This is a genomic window from Aestuariivirga sp. (assembly GCF_046093005.1).
In the GTDB taxonomy this organism is placed as follows: Bacteria; Pseudomonadota; Alphaproteobacteria; order Rhizobiales; family Aestuariivirgaceae; genus Aestuariivirga.
The window spans coordinates 44,916-60,025 of record NZ_JBJTER010000061.1 but is presented as its reverse complement, the minus strand read 5'-3'; the positions used below and the strand labels follow the sequence as shown (position 1 = coordinate 60,025).

Genomic DNA, 15,110 nt, shown 5'->3' with positions numbered 1-15,110 from the left:
TTGGCCGTCTCGCCGCCTGCTTCATGGAGAGCATGGCAAGCCTCGGCATCCCCGCCTATGGCTATGGCATCCGCTACAATCACGGCCTGTTCCGCCAGAAGATCAAGGACGGCTGGCAGGTGGAACTGCCGGAGAACTGGCTGGAGCACGGCAACCCCTGGGAGTTCGGGCGGCGCGAGGCGGCCTATGAGATCGGCTTCGGTGGCCACGTCATCGCCGGGCCCGAGATCGAGGGCCGCCAGCCGCGGCGCTGGAAACCGGCCGAGAAGCTGGTCGCCTCCGCGTGCGACACACCCATCGTCGGCTGGCGGGGCAAGCGCGTGAACACGCTGCGGCTCTGGACGGCGCGCGCGATGGATCCGATCCGCCTCGATGCCTTCAACAGCGGCGACTATGCAGCCGCCCTGGCCGAGAGCAACAAGGCGGAGATCATCACCCGCGTGCTCTACCCCGCCGACTCGACGCCGGCCGGACAGGAGCTGCGCCTGAGGCAGGAGTACTTCTTCACCTCCGCCTCGCTCCAGGACATCATCCGCCGCCACATGCAGCAATATGGCGAGGTGCATTCGCTGGCCGAGAAAGTGGCGATCCAGCTCAACGACACGCATCCGGCCGTTGCCGTGGCAGAGCTCATGCGCATTCTGGTCGATCACCATGCGCTCGCCTGGGAGGATGCCTGGGCGATCACCCAGGCCGCCATCGGCTACACCAATCACACGCTGCTGCCCGAAGCGCTGGAAAGCTGGCCGGTGCATCTGTTCGAGCATGTGCTGCCCCGCCATATGCAGATCGTCTACCAGATCAATGCCAGGCTCATCGCCGATGCCCAGCGCATGCCCGGCTGCACCACCGATTTCCTCGCCTCCGTATCGCTGATCGATGAGCACAATGGGCGGCGCGTGCGCATGGGCCAGCTCGCCTATGCCGGATCGCACTCGGTGAACGGCGTCTCGGCGCTTCACACCTCCCTCATGAAGCAAAGCGTGTTCCGCGACCTTGACCGGCTCTATCCGGGCCGCATCAACAACAAGACCAATGGCGTAACGCCGCGGCGCTGGCTTCTGGGCGTAAACCCGGAACTGGTGAGGCTGCTCGATTCCAGCATTGGCGCCGAGGTGATGGATGATGCCGGACGCTTGGGAAAAGCCTTGCCATTTGCGAACGACAGCGCCTTCGCGGAGCGTTTTGCCGCCATCAAGCGCCACAACAAGGAACAGCTCTCAAACCTTATCCTCGCGCGCATGGGGCTGAAGGTCGATCCATCCGCCATGTTCGACGTGCAGGTGAAGCGCATCCACGAATACAAGCGCCAGTTGATGAACATCCTTGAGACGGTGGCGCTCTACAACGCCATGCGCGCGCATCCGGACCGGCCCTGGCAGCCGCGCGTCAAGATCTTCGCCGGCAAGGCCGCCGCCAGTTATGCGCAGGCCAAGCTCATCATCAAGCTCATCAACGATGTGGCCCAGGTGATCAATGCCGATCCCGACATCCACGGCCTGCTGAAAGTCGTCTTCATTCCCAACTATAATGTAAGCCTCGCGGAGGCGATCGTGCCGGCGGCCGATCTCTCCGAACAGATTTCGACAGCGGGCATGGAAGCCTCTGGCACCGGCAACATGAAATTCGCCATGAACGGCGCTCTCACCATCGGCACGCTGGATGGCGCCAATGTCGAGATCATGGAGCATGTGGGGCGCGAAAACATCATGATCTTCGGGCTCACCGCCGAAGAGGTTGAGGCCCGACGCCGGATGGGATTTGACCCGCGCGCCGCCATCGACGCCTCGCCGGATCTGCGCGGCGCGCTCGACGGTCTGGACTCCGGCATATTCTCGCCCGGTGAGCAGCACCGTTTCCGGCCGATCGTCGACTCGCTCACCCAGAGCGACTGGTTCATGGTGGCCACGGATTTCGACGCTTATGCGCAAGCCCAGCGCCAGGTTGACGATCTCTGGAGCCGCCATAGCGACTGGACCCGGACGGCCATCCTCAACACCGTGAACATGGGCTGGTTTTCATCCGACCGCACCATCCGTGACTATGCCCGCGATATCTGGAACATCCCCGTAGCCTAGGGAGCAAGGCATCATGGCCGCACCGGACTGGCAGGCAAGCGCGGCGGAGATCGCGGCCATCGTCACCGGCCGCCATGGCGATCCGTTTGCGGTTCTGGGCCTGCATCAGCGCGGCCAGCGCTGGATTGCCCGCGCCTTCGTGCCGGGCGCGGAACAGCTCAGCGCGGTCCTGCGGGACGATGCGGTTCTGACCCAACTCGAAAGGCGGCATGAGTCCGGCTTCTTCGAGGGCGAGTTGCCCATGTCCGGGCGCGGAATATTCCCCTATCGCGCCACAAATGCCGGCGGTGAATGGCAGCTGACCGACGCCTATCTGTTCGGCCCCGTTCTGGGCCCGCTGGACGATTACTACCTCGCGCAAGGAAACCATCTCCGCCTGTTCGACCGGCTGGGCGCGCATCCGATGCGCCATGACGGCTATGACGGCGTGCATTTCGCCGTCTGGGCGCCCAATGCGATGCGGGTCTCCACGGTGGGCGATTTCAACGGCTGGGACGGCCGCCGCCACGCCATGCGCAAGCGCGCCGATACCGGCGTATGGGAAATCTTCATTCCTGGCGCCATTGCGGGGCAAGGCTACAAATTTGAGTTGCTCGGCCCGGACGGGCGCCTGTTGCCGCTGAAGAGCGATCCCTTCGGTTTCGCCGCCGAACTGCGCCCCAAGACCGCCTCCAAAGTCCCCCGCACCGAGGGTTTCACGTGGAACGATTCGGCCTGGCTCGCTGCGCGCGCTGCGGGCGATCAGCGCCGCAAGCCGATGAGCATCTATGAGGTGCATCTCGGCTCGTGGCGGCGGGGCGAGGACAACCGTTTCCTCAGCTATGACGAGCTGGCGGCAACGCTGATCCCCTATGTGGCGGACATGGGCTACACGCACCTCGAACTTCTGCCGGTGAGCGAGCATCCCTTTGATCCGTCATGGGGCTATCAGCCGACCGGGCTCTACGCACCCACCGCGCGCTTTGGCGATCCCGCCGGCTTCGCGCGCTTTGTCGATGCCGCCCACCTTGCAGGGCTCGGCGTCATCCTCGACTGGGTGCCGGCGCATTTTCCCACCGACCAGCACGGGCTTGCCCGCTTCGATGGCACGGCCCTCTATGAGCATGAGGACCCGCGCCAGGGCTTCCACCCGGACTGGAACACCGCCATCTATAATTTCGGGCGGCGCGAAGTGTCGGGCTATCTGCTCAACAACGCGCTGTTCTGGCTGGAGCGCTACCATGCCGATGGCCTGCGCATCGATGCCGTGGCCTCGATGCTCTATCTCGACTATTCGCGCCAGGAAGGCGAGTGGATTCCCAACCGGCAGGGCGGCCGCGAAAACCTGGAAGCAATCGCCTTTCTCCAGCGCGTCAACCACGAGGCTTATGGCCAGCATCCCGGCATCATGACCATCGCCGAGGAATCGACGGCTTTTCCCGGCGTCTCCAAGCCCACCTCCGCAGGCGGCCTCGGCTTCGGCTTCAAGTGGAACATGGGCTTCATGCACGACACGCTGTCCTACCTGAAGCGTGAGCCCATTCACCGCAAGCACCACCACAACGAGCTCACCTTCGGCCTGCTCTATGCGTTTTCGGAGAATTTCGTGCTGCCCCTCTCACATGATGAGGTGGTGCACGGCAAGGGCTCGCTCCTCAACAAGATGGCGGGCGATGCCTGGCAGAAATTCGCCACGTTACGCGCCTACTATGCCTTCATGTGGGGCTATCCGGGAAAGAAGCTCCTGTTTATGGGCCAGGAATTTGCGCCGTGGACGGAATGGTCGGAAGCCCGCAGCCTTGACTGGGATCTGACCAACATGCCCCCGCACAGGGGCGTGCAGTTGCTGGTGCGCGATCTCAACCTTTGTTATCGCGAGCATCCCGCTCTTCATGCGCGTGACTGCGAAGCCGAAGGCTTCGAATGGCTTCTGGCGGATGACCATGAGAATTCCGTCTTCGCCTGGGCGCGGCATTCGGGTGAGGGGTATCCGCCCGCTGTCATCGTCAGCAACTTCACGCCGGTGCCGCGGCCGGGCTATGTTCTGCCAATGCCCTCCGCCGGGCGCTGGCGGGAGATCATCAATACCGATGCCGCTATCTATGGCGGCAGCGGCATGGGAAATCTCGGTCAGGTCATAGCCGTTGCGGAGGGTCTTCATGGCAAGCCCGCCCGCGCCAGCGTCACCTTGCCGCCGCTTGCAACCTTGTTCTTCTTGTTGGACCAATAGCAACGATCCCGCTTACGGAGGATGGCATGGTTGAATACCGCAAGACCGCACCGCTGGCGCGCGATGCGATGGCCTATGTGCTGGCCGGTGGCCGTGGCAGCAGGCTGATGGAACTGACCGACCGGCGCGCCAAACCGGCTGTTCCCTTCGGCTGCAAATCCCGCATCATCGATTTCGCGCTGTCCAACGCGCTGAACTCCGGCATCCGCCGCATCGGAGTCGCCACCCAATACAAGGCCCATAGCCTGATCCGCCACATGCAGCGCGGCTGGAACTTCTTCCGGCCCGAGCGCAACGAGAGCTTCGATATCCTCCCCGCCTCGCAGCGCGTCTCCGAGGATCAGTGGTATGCCGGTACGGCGGACGCGGTGTTCCAGAACCTCGATATCATTCTCAGCTATGGCCCGAAATACATGGTGATGCTGGCGGGCGACCATATCTACAAGATGGACTATGAGTTGATGCTGCAGCAGCATGTAAACTCAGGCGCGGATGTGACCGTGGGCTGCCTCGAGGTGCCGCGCATGGAGGCGACCGGCTTCGGCGTGATGGCGGTCGACGCCAACGACCGCATCGTGAGTTTCGTTGAAAAGCCAAAGGACCCGCCGGGCATGCCCGACAAGCCGGATATGGCGCTGGCTTCCATGGGTATCTATGTGTTCGAGACGGCGAGCCTCGCCGCGCATTTGCGGCGCGATGCCGCCGACCCCGCATCGAGCCGCGATTTCGGCAAGGACATCATCCCCTGGCTCGTCAACAACGGCAAGGCGGTGGCGCACCGTTTTGCGGCAAGCTGCATCCGTTCAGAATATGAAACGGAGGCCTATTGGCGCGACGTCGGCACGATCGATGCCTATTGGGAGGCCAACATCGACCTCACCGAAACGCTTCCGGCCCTTGATCTCTATGACCAGAACTGGCCGATCTGGACCTATTCGGAAGTGACCCCGCCCGCCAAATTCGTGCATGACCTCGAAGGCAGGCGCGGCTCCGCCGTGGCCTCGCTGGTTTCAGGCGGTTGCATCGTTTCCGGCTCCAGCATCAAGCACAGCATGCTGTCGCCCAATGTGCGGGTGAACTCCTTCTCCGAGATCGAGGAGGCGGTGGTGCTGCCATCGGTGCGCATTCATCGCAATGTCCGGCTGAAAAAGGTCGTGATCGACACCAGCGTGGTGATCCCGGAGGGTCTGGTCGTGGGAGAAGACCCCGTACTCGATGCCAAGCGCTTCCGCCGCACCGCCAAGGGCGTCTGCCTCATCACCCAGCCGATGATCGACCGCCTGGCATGAAAGTCATTTCCGTCGCATCCGAATTCTTTCCGCTGGTGAAGACCGGCGGTCTTGCCGATGTGGCAGGCGCGCTTCCCGCGGCGCTGAAGCCCCATGGCGTTGACATGCTGGCTCTGGTGCCTGGCTATCCGAAAGTCATGAGGGCAATCGATAAGTCTACACTGCTTCATGGCTACCCCGAACTCTTTGGTGGCGCGGCGCGCATCTTGCAAGGCATGGCAAACGGCATCGACATCGCCGTGCTCGATGCGCCGCATCTCTATGACCGGCCGGGTAACCCGTATCTGGGACCAGACGGCAAGGACTGGCCGGACAATGGCCTGCGCTTCGCGGCGCTGGCCCGGTCGGCGGCGGACCTTGCCGCAGGCCGCACCGCGGCGCCTGCCGCCAACATCCTCCACAGCCATGACTGGCAGGCGGCGCTGGCGCCGGTTTATGCCAGGTTTCGCGGTGGCCCGAAGACTGTGATGACGGTCCACAACATCGCCTTCCAGGGCCAGTTCCCCGCTTCGCTCTTCGCCAGCCTCGGCCTTCCCTCGCAGGCCTATGGCATCGACGCATTGGAGTACTACGGGAATGTCGGCTTTCTAAAGGGCGGTCTCGCCACGGCCGATGCCATCACCACCGTCAGTCCCAGCTATGCCAGGGAAATCTGCACGCCTGACTATGGCATGGGTCTCGACGGGCTGCTGCGGGCAAGGCAACACCTCCTGCATGGCATCGTCAACGGCATTGACACCGAAATCTGGAACCCCGCGGCGGACCCGCACATCGCGCAAGGCTTTACCCGCGCCAGCCTCAAGAAACGCGAGGCCAACAAGCGGGCGCTGGAAAAGTGCTTCGATCTCATTCCCGGTGACGGCATTCTGCATGGCGTGGTGAGCCGCCTCACCTGGCAGAAGGGCATGGACGTGCTGGCCCTCTGCCTTGACCGGCTAGTGGAGTCGGGCGCCAGGCTCGCCTTGATCGGCACCGGCGAGCCGGCCATCGAAAAGGCCATCAACGAAGCCGCAGCCCGCCACAAAGGTCTGATCGGCGCGGTCATCGGCTATGACGAGGCGCTGTCGCATCTCGTGCAGGCGGGCGCTGACACCATCCTGGTGCCATCGCGCTTCGAGCCCTGTGGCCTCACCCAGCTTTATGCGCTGCGCTATGGCGCGGTGCCCGTGGTGGCGCGCACCGGCGGCCTCAACGATACGGTGATCGACGCCAATGACGCCGCCATCAAGGCCGGCGTGGCCACCGGTTTCCAATTCGCGCCGGTCGATGAATGGTCGCTCGAACATGCCCTCATGCACGCCACCCGCTGCTTCGACAACAAGCCTCTCTGGCGCGGCATTCAGAAAAGCGGCATGGCAACCGACCTATCCTGGGAGCAGAGCGCGGCGGCCTATGCGGCGCTCTACCGCGGCCTGCTGAAAGCCTGAGAACCGGCTTTGAAGCGCAATCCAGTCCGCACCGGACATATTCCCCTGGGCGTTACGCTCGTGGCCGGCGGCGCCCATGCCGGGGTCGTGTCGCGCCATGCCACGCGCATTCATGTCTCGATTTTCGAAGGCGATGAGGAAGTGGCGCGGCTGCCGCTCACCGAGCGGTTGGGCGACATACATGCAGGCTTCGTGCCCGGTCTCGCGGCGGGCATGCATTACGGTCTGCGCGCCGAAGGCCCGTGGGCGCCGGAGGAGGGGCACCGCTTCGACATGGCCAAGCTGTTGCTCGACCCCTATGCCACAGCGCTCACGGGAGCCTTTCAGCATCACCCGGACCTGATGCGGCGCGGCGCCGAAACGTCCGCGCTGGTGCCCAAAGCCATCGCCGGACACGCAGCTGCCGATGCCGCGCCGCTGCCGCCACACCGCCCAGCCTTCATCTATGAAATCCCGGTCAAGGCTTTCACCCAGCGCCACCCCGGCGTGCCGCCTGAAAAGCGCGGCACCGTGGCAGCATTGGCCGAGCCCGCCATCATCGCGCATCTGAAGACGCTCGGCGTGGATACGGTCGAGCTGATGCCGCTCACCGCGTGGATCGACGAGCGGCATTTGCCGGCCCTCGGCCTTTCCAATGCCTGGGGCTACAACCCGGTGAGCTTCATGGCGCCGGATCCGCGGCTGGCGCCGGGCGGCCTTGCCGAAATCCGCGCCGCCATCGCGGCCCTGCATGAGGCTGGAATCCGCGTGGTGCTCGACATGGTGTTCAACCACGCAGGCGAGAGCGACGTTCACGGAACCACACTGTCGTTCCGCGGCCTCGACCATGCGCTCTATTACCGCCATGCCGGCGGGACGCTGATCAACGACACCGGCTGCGGCAACACCCTGGCGCTCGACGAGCCCCCAGTGATGCGTCTCGCCATGGATGCGATGCGGAGCTGGGTCAACCGAACCGGGGCGGATGGCTTCCGCTTCGACCTTGCCACCGTTCTGGGGCGGCGGGCGCGGGGCTTCGAGACCAATGCGCCATTGCTGGCGGCGATCGAGCAGGACCCGCAGCTCTCCCGCCTCATCATGATCGCCGAACCATGGGATGTGGGCCCCGGCGGCCACCAGCTCGGCCAGTTTCCGGCGCGCTGGCAGGAGTGGAACGACCGCTACCGCGACGACGTCCGCCGCTTCTGGCGCGGCGAGCCTGGCATGGCTGGCGCCTTCGCCACCCGCATTGCGGGCTCGTCCGACATTTTCGCCGCACAGAGGCGGCCACCCTCGGCCGGCGTCAATTTCCTTGCCGCGCATGATGGCTTTACCTTGCGCGACGCCGTGACCTATGCCGCCAAGGCGAACTACGCCAATGGCGAGAACAATCGTGACGGCAGCGATCATGAGCCGGCATGGCCAGGCGGCAATGTGAAGGCGCTGCTCGCCACGCTGTTCCTCTCGCGCGGCACGCCGATGCTGACGGCAGGCGACGAGTTCGGGCGCACGCAGCAGGGCAACAACAACGCCTATGCGCAGGACAATGCGATCACCTGGCTTGACTGGGACAAGGCCGATCCGGCGCTTGCCCGTTTCACCGCCGAACTATCGAAGCTGCGGCATGGGCTTCAGCCATTCCTCGAAGACCGCTTCCTGACCGGCGCGCTTGCCGCCGATGGCTTGAGCGATGCCGAATGGATCGGCGGCGATGGCGAGGCGATGGATTGGCACGACCCTCACACCAGCGTGATCGGGCTGTTGCTGGCGGCGGATGGCAAGCGCCTGGCCCTGCTCTTCAATCGCGGCCAGGAGACGGCAATACCCGTCTTGCCAAGCCGGGACGGCCACCGCTGGACAAAACTATTCGCGTCCAGCACGGGCGAAGGCCTGCCGCCTGCCTCGGTTACGGTGTTCATCGAGGAGCGCATTCACAAGACGGGCGTGACCGATGGCGAGCTCTCCGCCCTCGCCCGCGCGGCGGGGATCGAGGGCGCGTGGTGGGAAGTTGATGGCACGCATCATCTTGTGAGCGTCGAAACAGAGCGTGCCCTGCTTGCCGCAATGGGCCTTGGCTTTGCGTCACCGGAGGATCTGGCGCAATCGTTGCGCGCGCTGGCCGCGCCACGACCAATCATTGCCGAGGCGTCCATGATCGTCAGCCTCGGTGCGGCCTCCAACCGCCGGCGCCGCCTGATCGCCACGGATGAGCAAGGCCAGACCATATCTCTCGACGTTCCACCGGGGGAATTGCCCCTGACGCGGCTGGCGCCAGGGCGGTACGAGATTTGCGAGGAAGACGGCAATGGCCATCCGCGGCTGGCGGTCATCAGCCCCGGCGCCTGCCATGTGCCTGACGATATCGCTGAAGGACGGCGGGTGTTTGGCATCGCGGCGCATCTCTATTCTCTGCGCCACGAGACCAGCGAAGGCATTGGCGATTTCGAAACCTTGCGGCGGCTGGCCGGCTTCATCCACGGGGCCGGCGGGCGCTATGCCGGCATCAACCCGCTGCACCACATGTTCCCGTCGGATCGCGGCCGCGCCAGCCCCTATCAGCCCTCGGACCGGCACTATATCGATCCGATCTACATCAGCATCGAGAAGCTGCTTGATTCATTCCCGCTGCCGAAGACTGCGCGCCGCGCCCGCGACAGCCAGGCCGCCTTCACGGCCCTCGACCGCCTGCCCAATGTGGACTATCCGGCCGTGTGGGAGGCCAAGCGTCAGGTCCTCGAACAGGCCTTCGCCGAGTTTACCGGCGATGCGGCGTTCGACGCCTTCGTCGCCGCCGATCGCGCGGCGCTTGAGGCCCATGGCCGCTTCGAAGCAGTACGCATGGGCGAAGACCCCTCGGCCAGCCGCATCGCGTTCCGCGCCTTCCTGCAGTGGATCGCCGACCGGCAACTCGGGGCGGCTGCCACCCACCACTCCCTCTACCGGGACCTGGCGCTGGGCTGCGCCTATGATGGCGGCGAGATCGCCGCGCAGCCTTTGGATTTCGCGACCGGCGTATCGATCGGCGCGCCGCCCGATCCCTTTTCGGCTGCGGGCCAGGTCTGGAACCTGCCGCCCTATTCGCCGCTTGCGCTGCTCCGCCAGGGCTTTGAGCCGGTGCGGCGGGTGATGGCCGCCAACATGCGCCATGCGGCGGCGCTGCGCATCGACCATGTGCTGGGCTTCGCCCGCCAGTTCTGGGTTCCACGCGGCGCCGAAGGCCGCCACGGCGCCTATGTGCGGTTTCCGCTGGAGGGGCTGCTGGCGGTCACCGCGCTTGAAAGCCGCCGCCACCGCTGCCTGGTGGTGGGAGAAGACCTGGGCACCGTGCCGGAAGGGCTGCGCGAGCGCCTCGCATCTTCCAACATGTTTTCCTATCGTGTCTTGTGGTTCGAGCGCGACGGCCCCGGCTTCCGGCGGCCCGAAACCTATCCCCCGCAAGCGCTGGCCTGCCTCGCATCGCATGACTTGCCCACGTTCTTCGGCTGGCGGCGGGCCCGCGACATCGAGATCGCGCAAAGCCTCGGCCAGATCGGCGCCGGGCAGGCCGAAGCCCGCAAGGCGGAACGCCGCCGGGAGATCGTCTTGCTCGACAGCCTGTCAGGCGTGGAAAGCGGCGATGAACAAGAAGCGGATGTAGCCGCCCATGGCCTGGTGGCCAGCACACCCTCGCGCATCATGCTGATCCAGGCCGATGACCTGGCGGGCGAGACCGACCCGCTTAACCTGCCGGGCACCGACCGGGAATGGCCCAACTGGCGCCGCCGCGTTTCAACGCCCGTCGAGACGCTTGGTCAAACGCCGCTCGCCCGCCGGATCATTGCCCGGGTCAAGGAGGACCGCTCATCATGACCGTCGAAATCGAAAGGGTGGAGCCGCTGTCGCGCGGCTGGGCGAAGCTTGACCGCTACACCCTGCGCTACCGCCGCCGCGACGGCCGCGAGGACAGGCTGATCCGCGAGGTGCATGACCACGGCCATGGCGCCGCAGTGCTGCCCTATGACCCGGCCCGCGGCACCGTGCTGCTCGTCCGCCAGTTCCGCCTGCCGGCTCATCTGACCGGGCAGGACGGCTTCCTGATCGAGGCCTGCGCCGGGCTTCTCGACGGCAATGATCCGGAAACCTGCGCGCGCCGCGAGGCGGAGGAGGAGCTGGGGGTAAGGATTTCCAGGCTGCGGCCCCAGGGCGCCGTCTTCCTGTCGCCGGGCGCGGTGACCGAACAGGTGCAATTATTCCTCGCCGACTATGATCTTGCCGCCTTCACCGGCGCGGGCGGCGGCCATGCCCATGAAGGCGAGGATATCGAGGTTCTCGAAATGCCCTTCGCGGACATGCGGGAGATGATGACGGACGGCCGCATCCTGGACGCCAAGACGCTTTTGCTCGGCCATTGCCTCGCAGCCGAACTCAGCCGGGCCGCCTAGCCTATCCTGCTCAGAAACGCTTCAAGTTCGCCATCCGGCATCCGGACGATGTGCTTATCCTCTGGATAAGCGCCGGAGTTTACATCGGCGATGAATTCGGAGAAGGCCGCAATCCGTTCGCGCTGCAGCCTGTCAAACTCCGCAGCGAAATTCCGGTAGACTTTCGCGTGGCGCGGCATGTGCCCGCGGTTGGTACCCAGAATGTCCTCGGCGAAGAGATACTGCGCATCGCAGCCAGGGCCCGAACCCATCGACCACAAGAGCAGTTTCAAGCGCTGGCTGATGGCGCTGGCCACTTCCACCGGCACAACCTCTATCTCCACCGCGAAGGCGCCTGCCTGTTCATAGGCTTTGCATTCCTCGAACAGGGCCAGCGCGGAATCCGCTGTCTTGCCCACCGCCCGGAAACCGCCTGTCCAGGTGGCGCGGGACGGCACCAGGCCGACGTGCCCAACGACTGGAATATGGTCCTCCGCCAGGAAGCGGACGGTCTCCAGCCCGCCGCTGCAATAGACGGCGTCGCCGCCCGCCAGCAGCATCTTTGCGGCGAAGCGGCGGTAGTCGTCGCGCGAGCCATATTCGAGATGCGTCATGCCGGTCATCGAAAACAGGCCAGGCGCCACGTCGCGGTAGCGCGGATGGGTGAGAAGTTCCGGCGGGATCGACACGATGTCGATCCCGGCCTGTTCGGCGGCCTCCGCCTCCTCGATGGAGAAGATACGCAGCATGGTTAGCTGACCCTGGCCCTTGCGGGCCCGGAGATCGGCGATGGTGGGCCTCTTTCTGGACATTGAGCCCCTCACTCGGCCGCCGCGGGCGATACGTTGACAGGCGAGTCGCGATAAGGCTTCGCGGTGGGTGGCAGCTCGCGCTTCAGGAAGTAGTCCTCGTATTTGAGCTGCCGCAGCAAAACCGGCACCATTTCGCGGTAGGCTTCCCACATGGAGCGGTTGGGGGCCGGCAGATCATGCTTGATCAGCTCATGAAGCTTGGGCAGCGCATGGAACGGAACCATCGGGAACATGTGATGCTCCACATGGTAGTTCATGTTCATGTAGAGAAAGCGGCTCGCAGGATTCATGTACACAGTGCGGCAGTTCAGGCGGTGGTCCAGCACATTGTCGGCGAGGCCGCCGTGCTGCAGCAATCCGACAAGCACGGTATGCCATGCGCCATAGAACCGCGGAAGCCCGATGATCATCAGCGGCAGCCAGGACCCGAAGTAGAGCGCGGCGGCAATGGTGGCGGCATAGATCGCCATGTGAATGCGCGCCGCGAACACCACTTTGGGCCATTCGGTTTCCGGGATGTAGTCCTTCTCGTCTGCCGAAAGAATTCCCAGCGCGTTACGCGCCAGAATCTTGAGCGACAAATAGCCGTCCACAATGCCGAAGAAGTTCAGGACCCACTTGATCAATGCCGGCGGCCGCATCAAGGCGATTTCGACGTCACGGCCCACGATAATCGTGTCGGTGTGATGCCGGGCGTGACTCCAGCGCCAGGTCACGGGGTTACGCATGATCATGAAGCTGGCGATCTGATAGATCACCTCGTTCATCCATTGCGTCTTGAACGCCGTGCCATGCCCCATCTCATGCCAGCGCGCATCGCTGGCGGAGCCATAGAGCGTGCCATATACGAAGAAGAACGGCACGCACCACCAGCTGCCCCAGAAATAGACGCCTCCCGCCAGCGAGGCGGCAAGCAGGAACAGCCACAACAGCGTATCGCGGATGGCGGGGCCATCAGAGCGCTGCATCAGCTCCTTCATCTTGGCGCGCGGAACATCGGTGTGATACCAATCCGCCGAGGCCAGACCGCGCTCGATCGCCAGCCGGGTGCTCTCGCCGTCAAGACTGTAATCGCGTTTCATCTTTCCTCTCCCTCCTTTTGCCCGCAAGTGACCGCGGTATCCAGTAGAGCGCAAACCGCGCCCCGTTCAAGCCTTGCATCGCCCGGCCCGGCTAGAGATAGCCATGAACATCGTCGATCGACGTCTCGCCGACTGGACTATCAAAGACAATTTCACCGCGCGCCATGGCTACAACCCGGTCACAGGACTGAAAGACATGGTGCATGTTGTGGCTGATGAAGATGCCCGTGACGCCCTGCTGCTTCAGCCCCTTAACGAAACTGATGACCTTGTTCGTCTCCTTCACAGACAGATGGTTGGTTGGCTCGTCCAAAATCAGCACCTTCGATTTGAAGTGCATCGCCCGCGCGATGGCGACGCCCTGGCGCTGCCCGCCGGAGAGTTCGCCCACCAGCGCGTCGGGCGAACGCAGATGCAGGTCAACGTCGGCAATCGCCGCGACGCTTTCGCGGGCCATGCGCTTCTGGTCCATCACGCCGAAGCCCGCGACCGAGAACCGCAGCGGCTCGCGGCCGATGAACAGGTTGCGGGCGATCGACATGGCCGGCACCATCGAGTTGTATTGATAGATCGTCTCGATTCCGAGGTTCATCGCGGCTTTTGGCGTCCTGATCTGAACGGGCTTCCCCTCCATCAGGATCTCGCCCTTGTCCGGCGTGTGAACGCCGGAGAGTATCTTGATCAGCGTCGATTTGCCCGCGCCATTGTCGCCAACCAGGCCCAGAACTTCGCCTTGCCTCACTGAAAGGTTGACGTTCTTCAGCGCATGCACGCCCGAATACCATTTTTCGACATTGCGGAATTCAATGATGGGAGCCGGCATATCAAACCTCCAGCTTAATGCGCCGCGCCGTGCGGCGCAGCCATGAGTTGGAGACGACCGCGAGGATCAGCAGCATGCCGATCGCAAATTTGAACCAGTTGGCGTCGACCCGCGTCAACACCAGGCCGTTGTCGATCACGCGAATGAGCGTCGCTCCAATAATGGCGCCCAGCACCGTGCCGATGCCGCCGGTCAGCGCGGTGCCGCCGATGACCGCCGCCGCCACCGCCTGAAGCTCCAGGCCCTCGCCAAGAGACGGCAGCGGCGAGCCCAGCCGCATCACCTGAATGAGGCCGGCGAAACCCGCCAACACCGAGCATAGCATGAAGCATAGGATTTTCGTGGCGTTCACCGGAATGCCCATGTTTACGGCGGCATCCAGCTGGCCGCCGGTGGCTCTGATCCAGTTGCCGAAATTGGTGAAGGACATCATCCCGGCGAGCGCCAGCGCAATCACCACGAACCACACGAAAGACATGCGCACCACATTGCCCGGCCCCACGAAGCCGCTGAACAGCCATGCCGGAATGTCGGTGGGCAAGAGCGGCGGGAATCCGCCTGAGATGACGACGGTGAGCGACCGCGCCACGAAGAGCATGCCCAGGGTGGTGATGAAGCTCGGAATCGAGAAGCGGATCGTGATATAGCCATTGGCGAAACCGATCGCGGCGGCGAGGAGCAGGCCAAGGAAGAGCGCCACGGGAAACGGAATGCCGCCATTGAGCATGATGGCGATGGCCATCGGCGTCAGAGCGAAGACCGAGCCCACCGAGAGATCGAACTCGCCGCAGATCATAAGAATTGTCACGCCGAGCGCGACCAGCGCCATTTCGGGCAGAATGCCAAGCATGCCCTGCAGGTTGGTGGCGCTCAGGAACACGCCTCCGGATTTCACCTGGAAGAACGCCGTGAGCAGAATGAGCAGCGCAAGGCCCGCAAGCTCGGGCCGCTCCATGTAGATCTTCAAGAACCGTTTCATCGCGTTCCCCGGCAAAGATGGACCGGCCGGGT

General features: G+C 64.1%; 10 protein-coding genes. 6 read left to right on the top strand and 4 right to left on the bottom strand.

What is annotated here, in order from left to right:
- The 6 genes from ACKOED_RS05165 to ACKOED_RS05140 all read left to right on the top strand — a co-directional run.
- The coding region (locus tag ACKOED_RS05165; protein ID WP_408915509.1) for a glycogen/starch/alpha-glucan phosphorylase at nt 1-2,078 on the top strand (2,078 nt) is incomplete at its 5' end.
- A 13-nt stretch (nt 2,079-2,091) separates the two neighbouring features.
- Complete coding sequence (gene glgB, locus ACKOED_RS05160; protein WP_408915508.1) at nt 2,092-4,287, top strand: 1,4-alpha-glucan branching protein GlgB; 2,196 nt, start codon at nt 2,092-2,094, stop codon at nt 4,285-4,287.
- A 26-nt stretch (nt 4,288-4,313) separates the two neighbouring features.
- Nucleotides 4,314-5,576 carry a glucose-1-phosphate adenylyltransferase gene (gene glgC, locus ACKOED_RS05155; RefSeq protein ID WP_408915507.1) on the top strand — a complete coding sequence of 421 codons (1,263 nt, stop codon included), beginning with the start codon at nt 4,314-4,316 and terminating at the stop codon, nt 5,574-5,576.
- The gene (gene glgA, locus ACKOED_RS05150; RefSeq protein WP_408915506.1) at nt 5,573-7,003 is read left to right on the top strand and encodes a glycogen synthase GlgA; all 1,431 of its coding nucleotides are present in this window, start codon (nt 5,573-5,575) and stop codon (nt 7,001-7,003) included. Before glgC ends, glgA begins: the two co-directional genes overlap by 4 nt.
- 9 nt (nt 7,004-7,012) lie before the next feature.
- On the top strand, nt 7,013-10,831 hold the full coding sequence (gene glgX / locus ACKOED_RS05145) for a glycogen debranching protein GlgX (protein ID WP_408915505.1): 3,819 nt from the start codon (nt 7,013-7,015) through the stop codon (nt 10,829-10,831).
- Nucleotides 10,828-11,403, top strand: coding sequence for an NUDIX domain-containing protein (locus tag ACKOED_RS05140; protein ID WP_408915504.1), 576 nt, complete (start codon nt 10,828-10,830; stop codon nt 11,401-11,403). Before glgX ends, ACKOED_RS05140 begins: the two co-directional genes overlap by 4 nt.
- On the opposite strand, the gene ACKOED_RS05135 is transcribed toward ACKOED_RS05140, so the two are convergent.
- The 4 genes from ACKOED_RS05135 to ACKOED_RS05120 all read right to left on the bottom strand — a co-directional run bounded on the left by ACKOED_RS05135 (nt 11,400) and on the right by ACKOED_RS05120 (nt 15,078).
- Nucleotides 11,400-12,194 (bottom strand): 3-methyl-2-oxobutanoate hydroxymethyltransferase, encoded by a 795-nt coding sequence (locus ACKOED_RS05135; RefSeq protein ID WP_408915503.1) that lies wholly within the window; start codon nt 12,192-12,194, stop codon nt 11,400-11,402. The genes ACKOED_RS05140 and ACKOED_RS05135 overlap by 4 nt on opposite strands.
- Before the next feature lie 8 nt (nt 12,195-12,202).
- On the bottom strand, nt 12,203-13,276 hold the full coding sequence (locus ACKOED_RS05130; protein WP_408915502.1) for a fatty acid desaturase family protein: 1,074 nt from the start codon (nt 13,274-13,276) through the stop codon (nt 12,203-12,205).
- A 91-nt stretch (nt 13,277-13,367) separates the two neighbouring features.
- Nucleotides 13,368-14,099 (bottom strand): ATP-binding cassette domain-containing protein, encoded by a 732-nt coding sequence (locus ACKOED_RS05125; RefSeq protein WP_408915501.1) that lies wholly within the window; start codon nt 14,097-14,099, stop codon nt 13,368-13,370.
- A gap of 1 nt (nt 14,100) precedes the next feature.
- The gene (locus tag ACKOED_RS05120) at nt 14,101-15,078 is read right to left on the bottom strand and encodes an ABC transporter permease (protein ID WP_408915500.1); all 978 of its coding nucleotides are present in this window, start codon (nt 15,076-15,078) and stop codon (nt 14,101-14,103) included.
- Nucleotides 15,079-15,110: the final 32 nt, after the last annotated feature.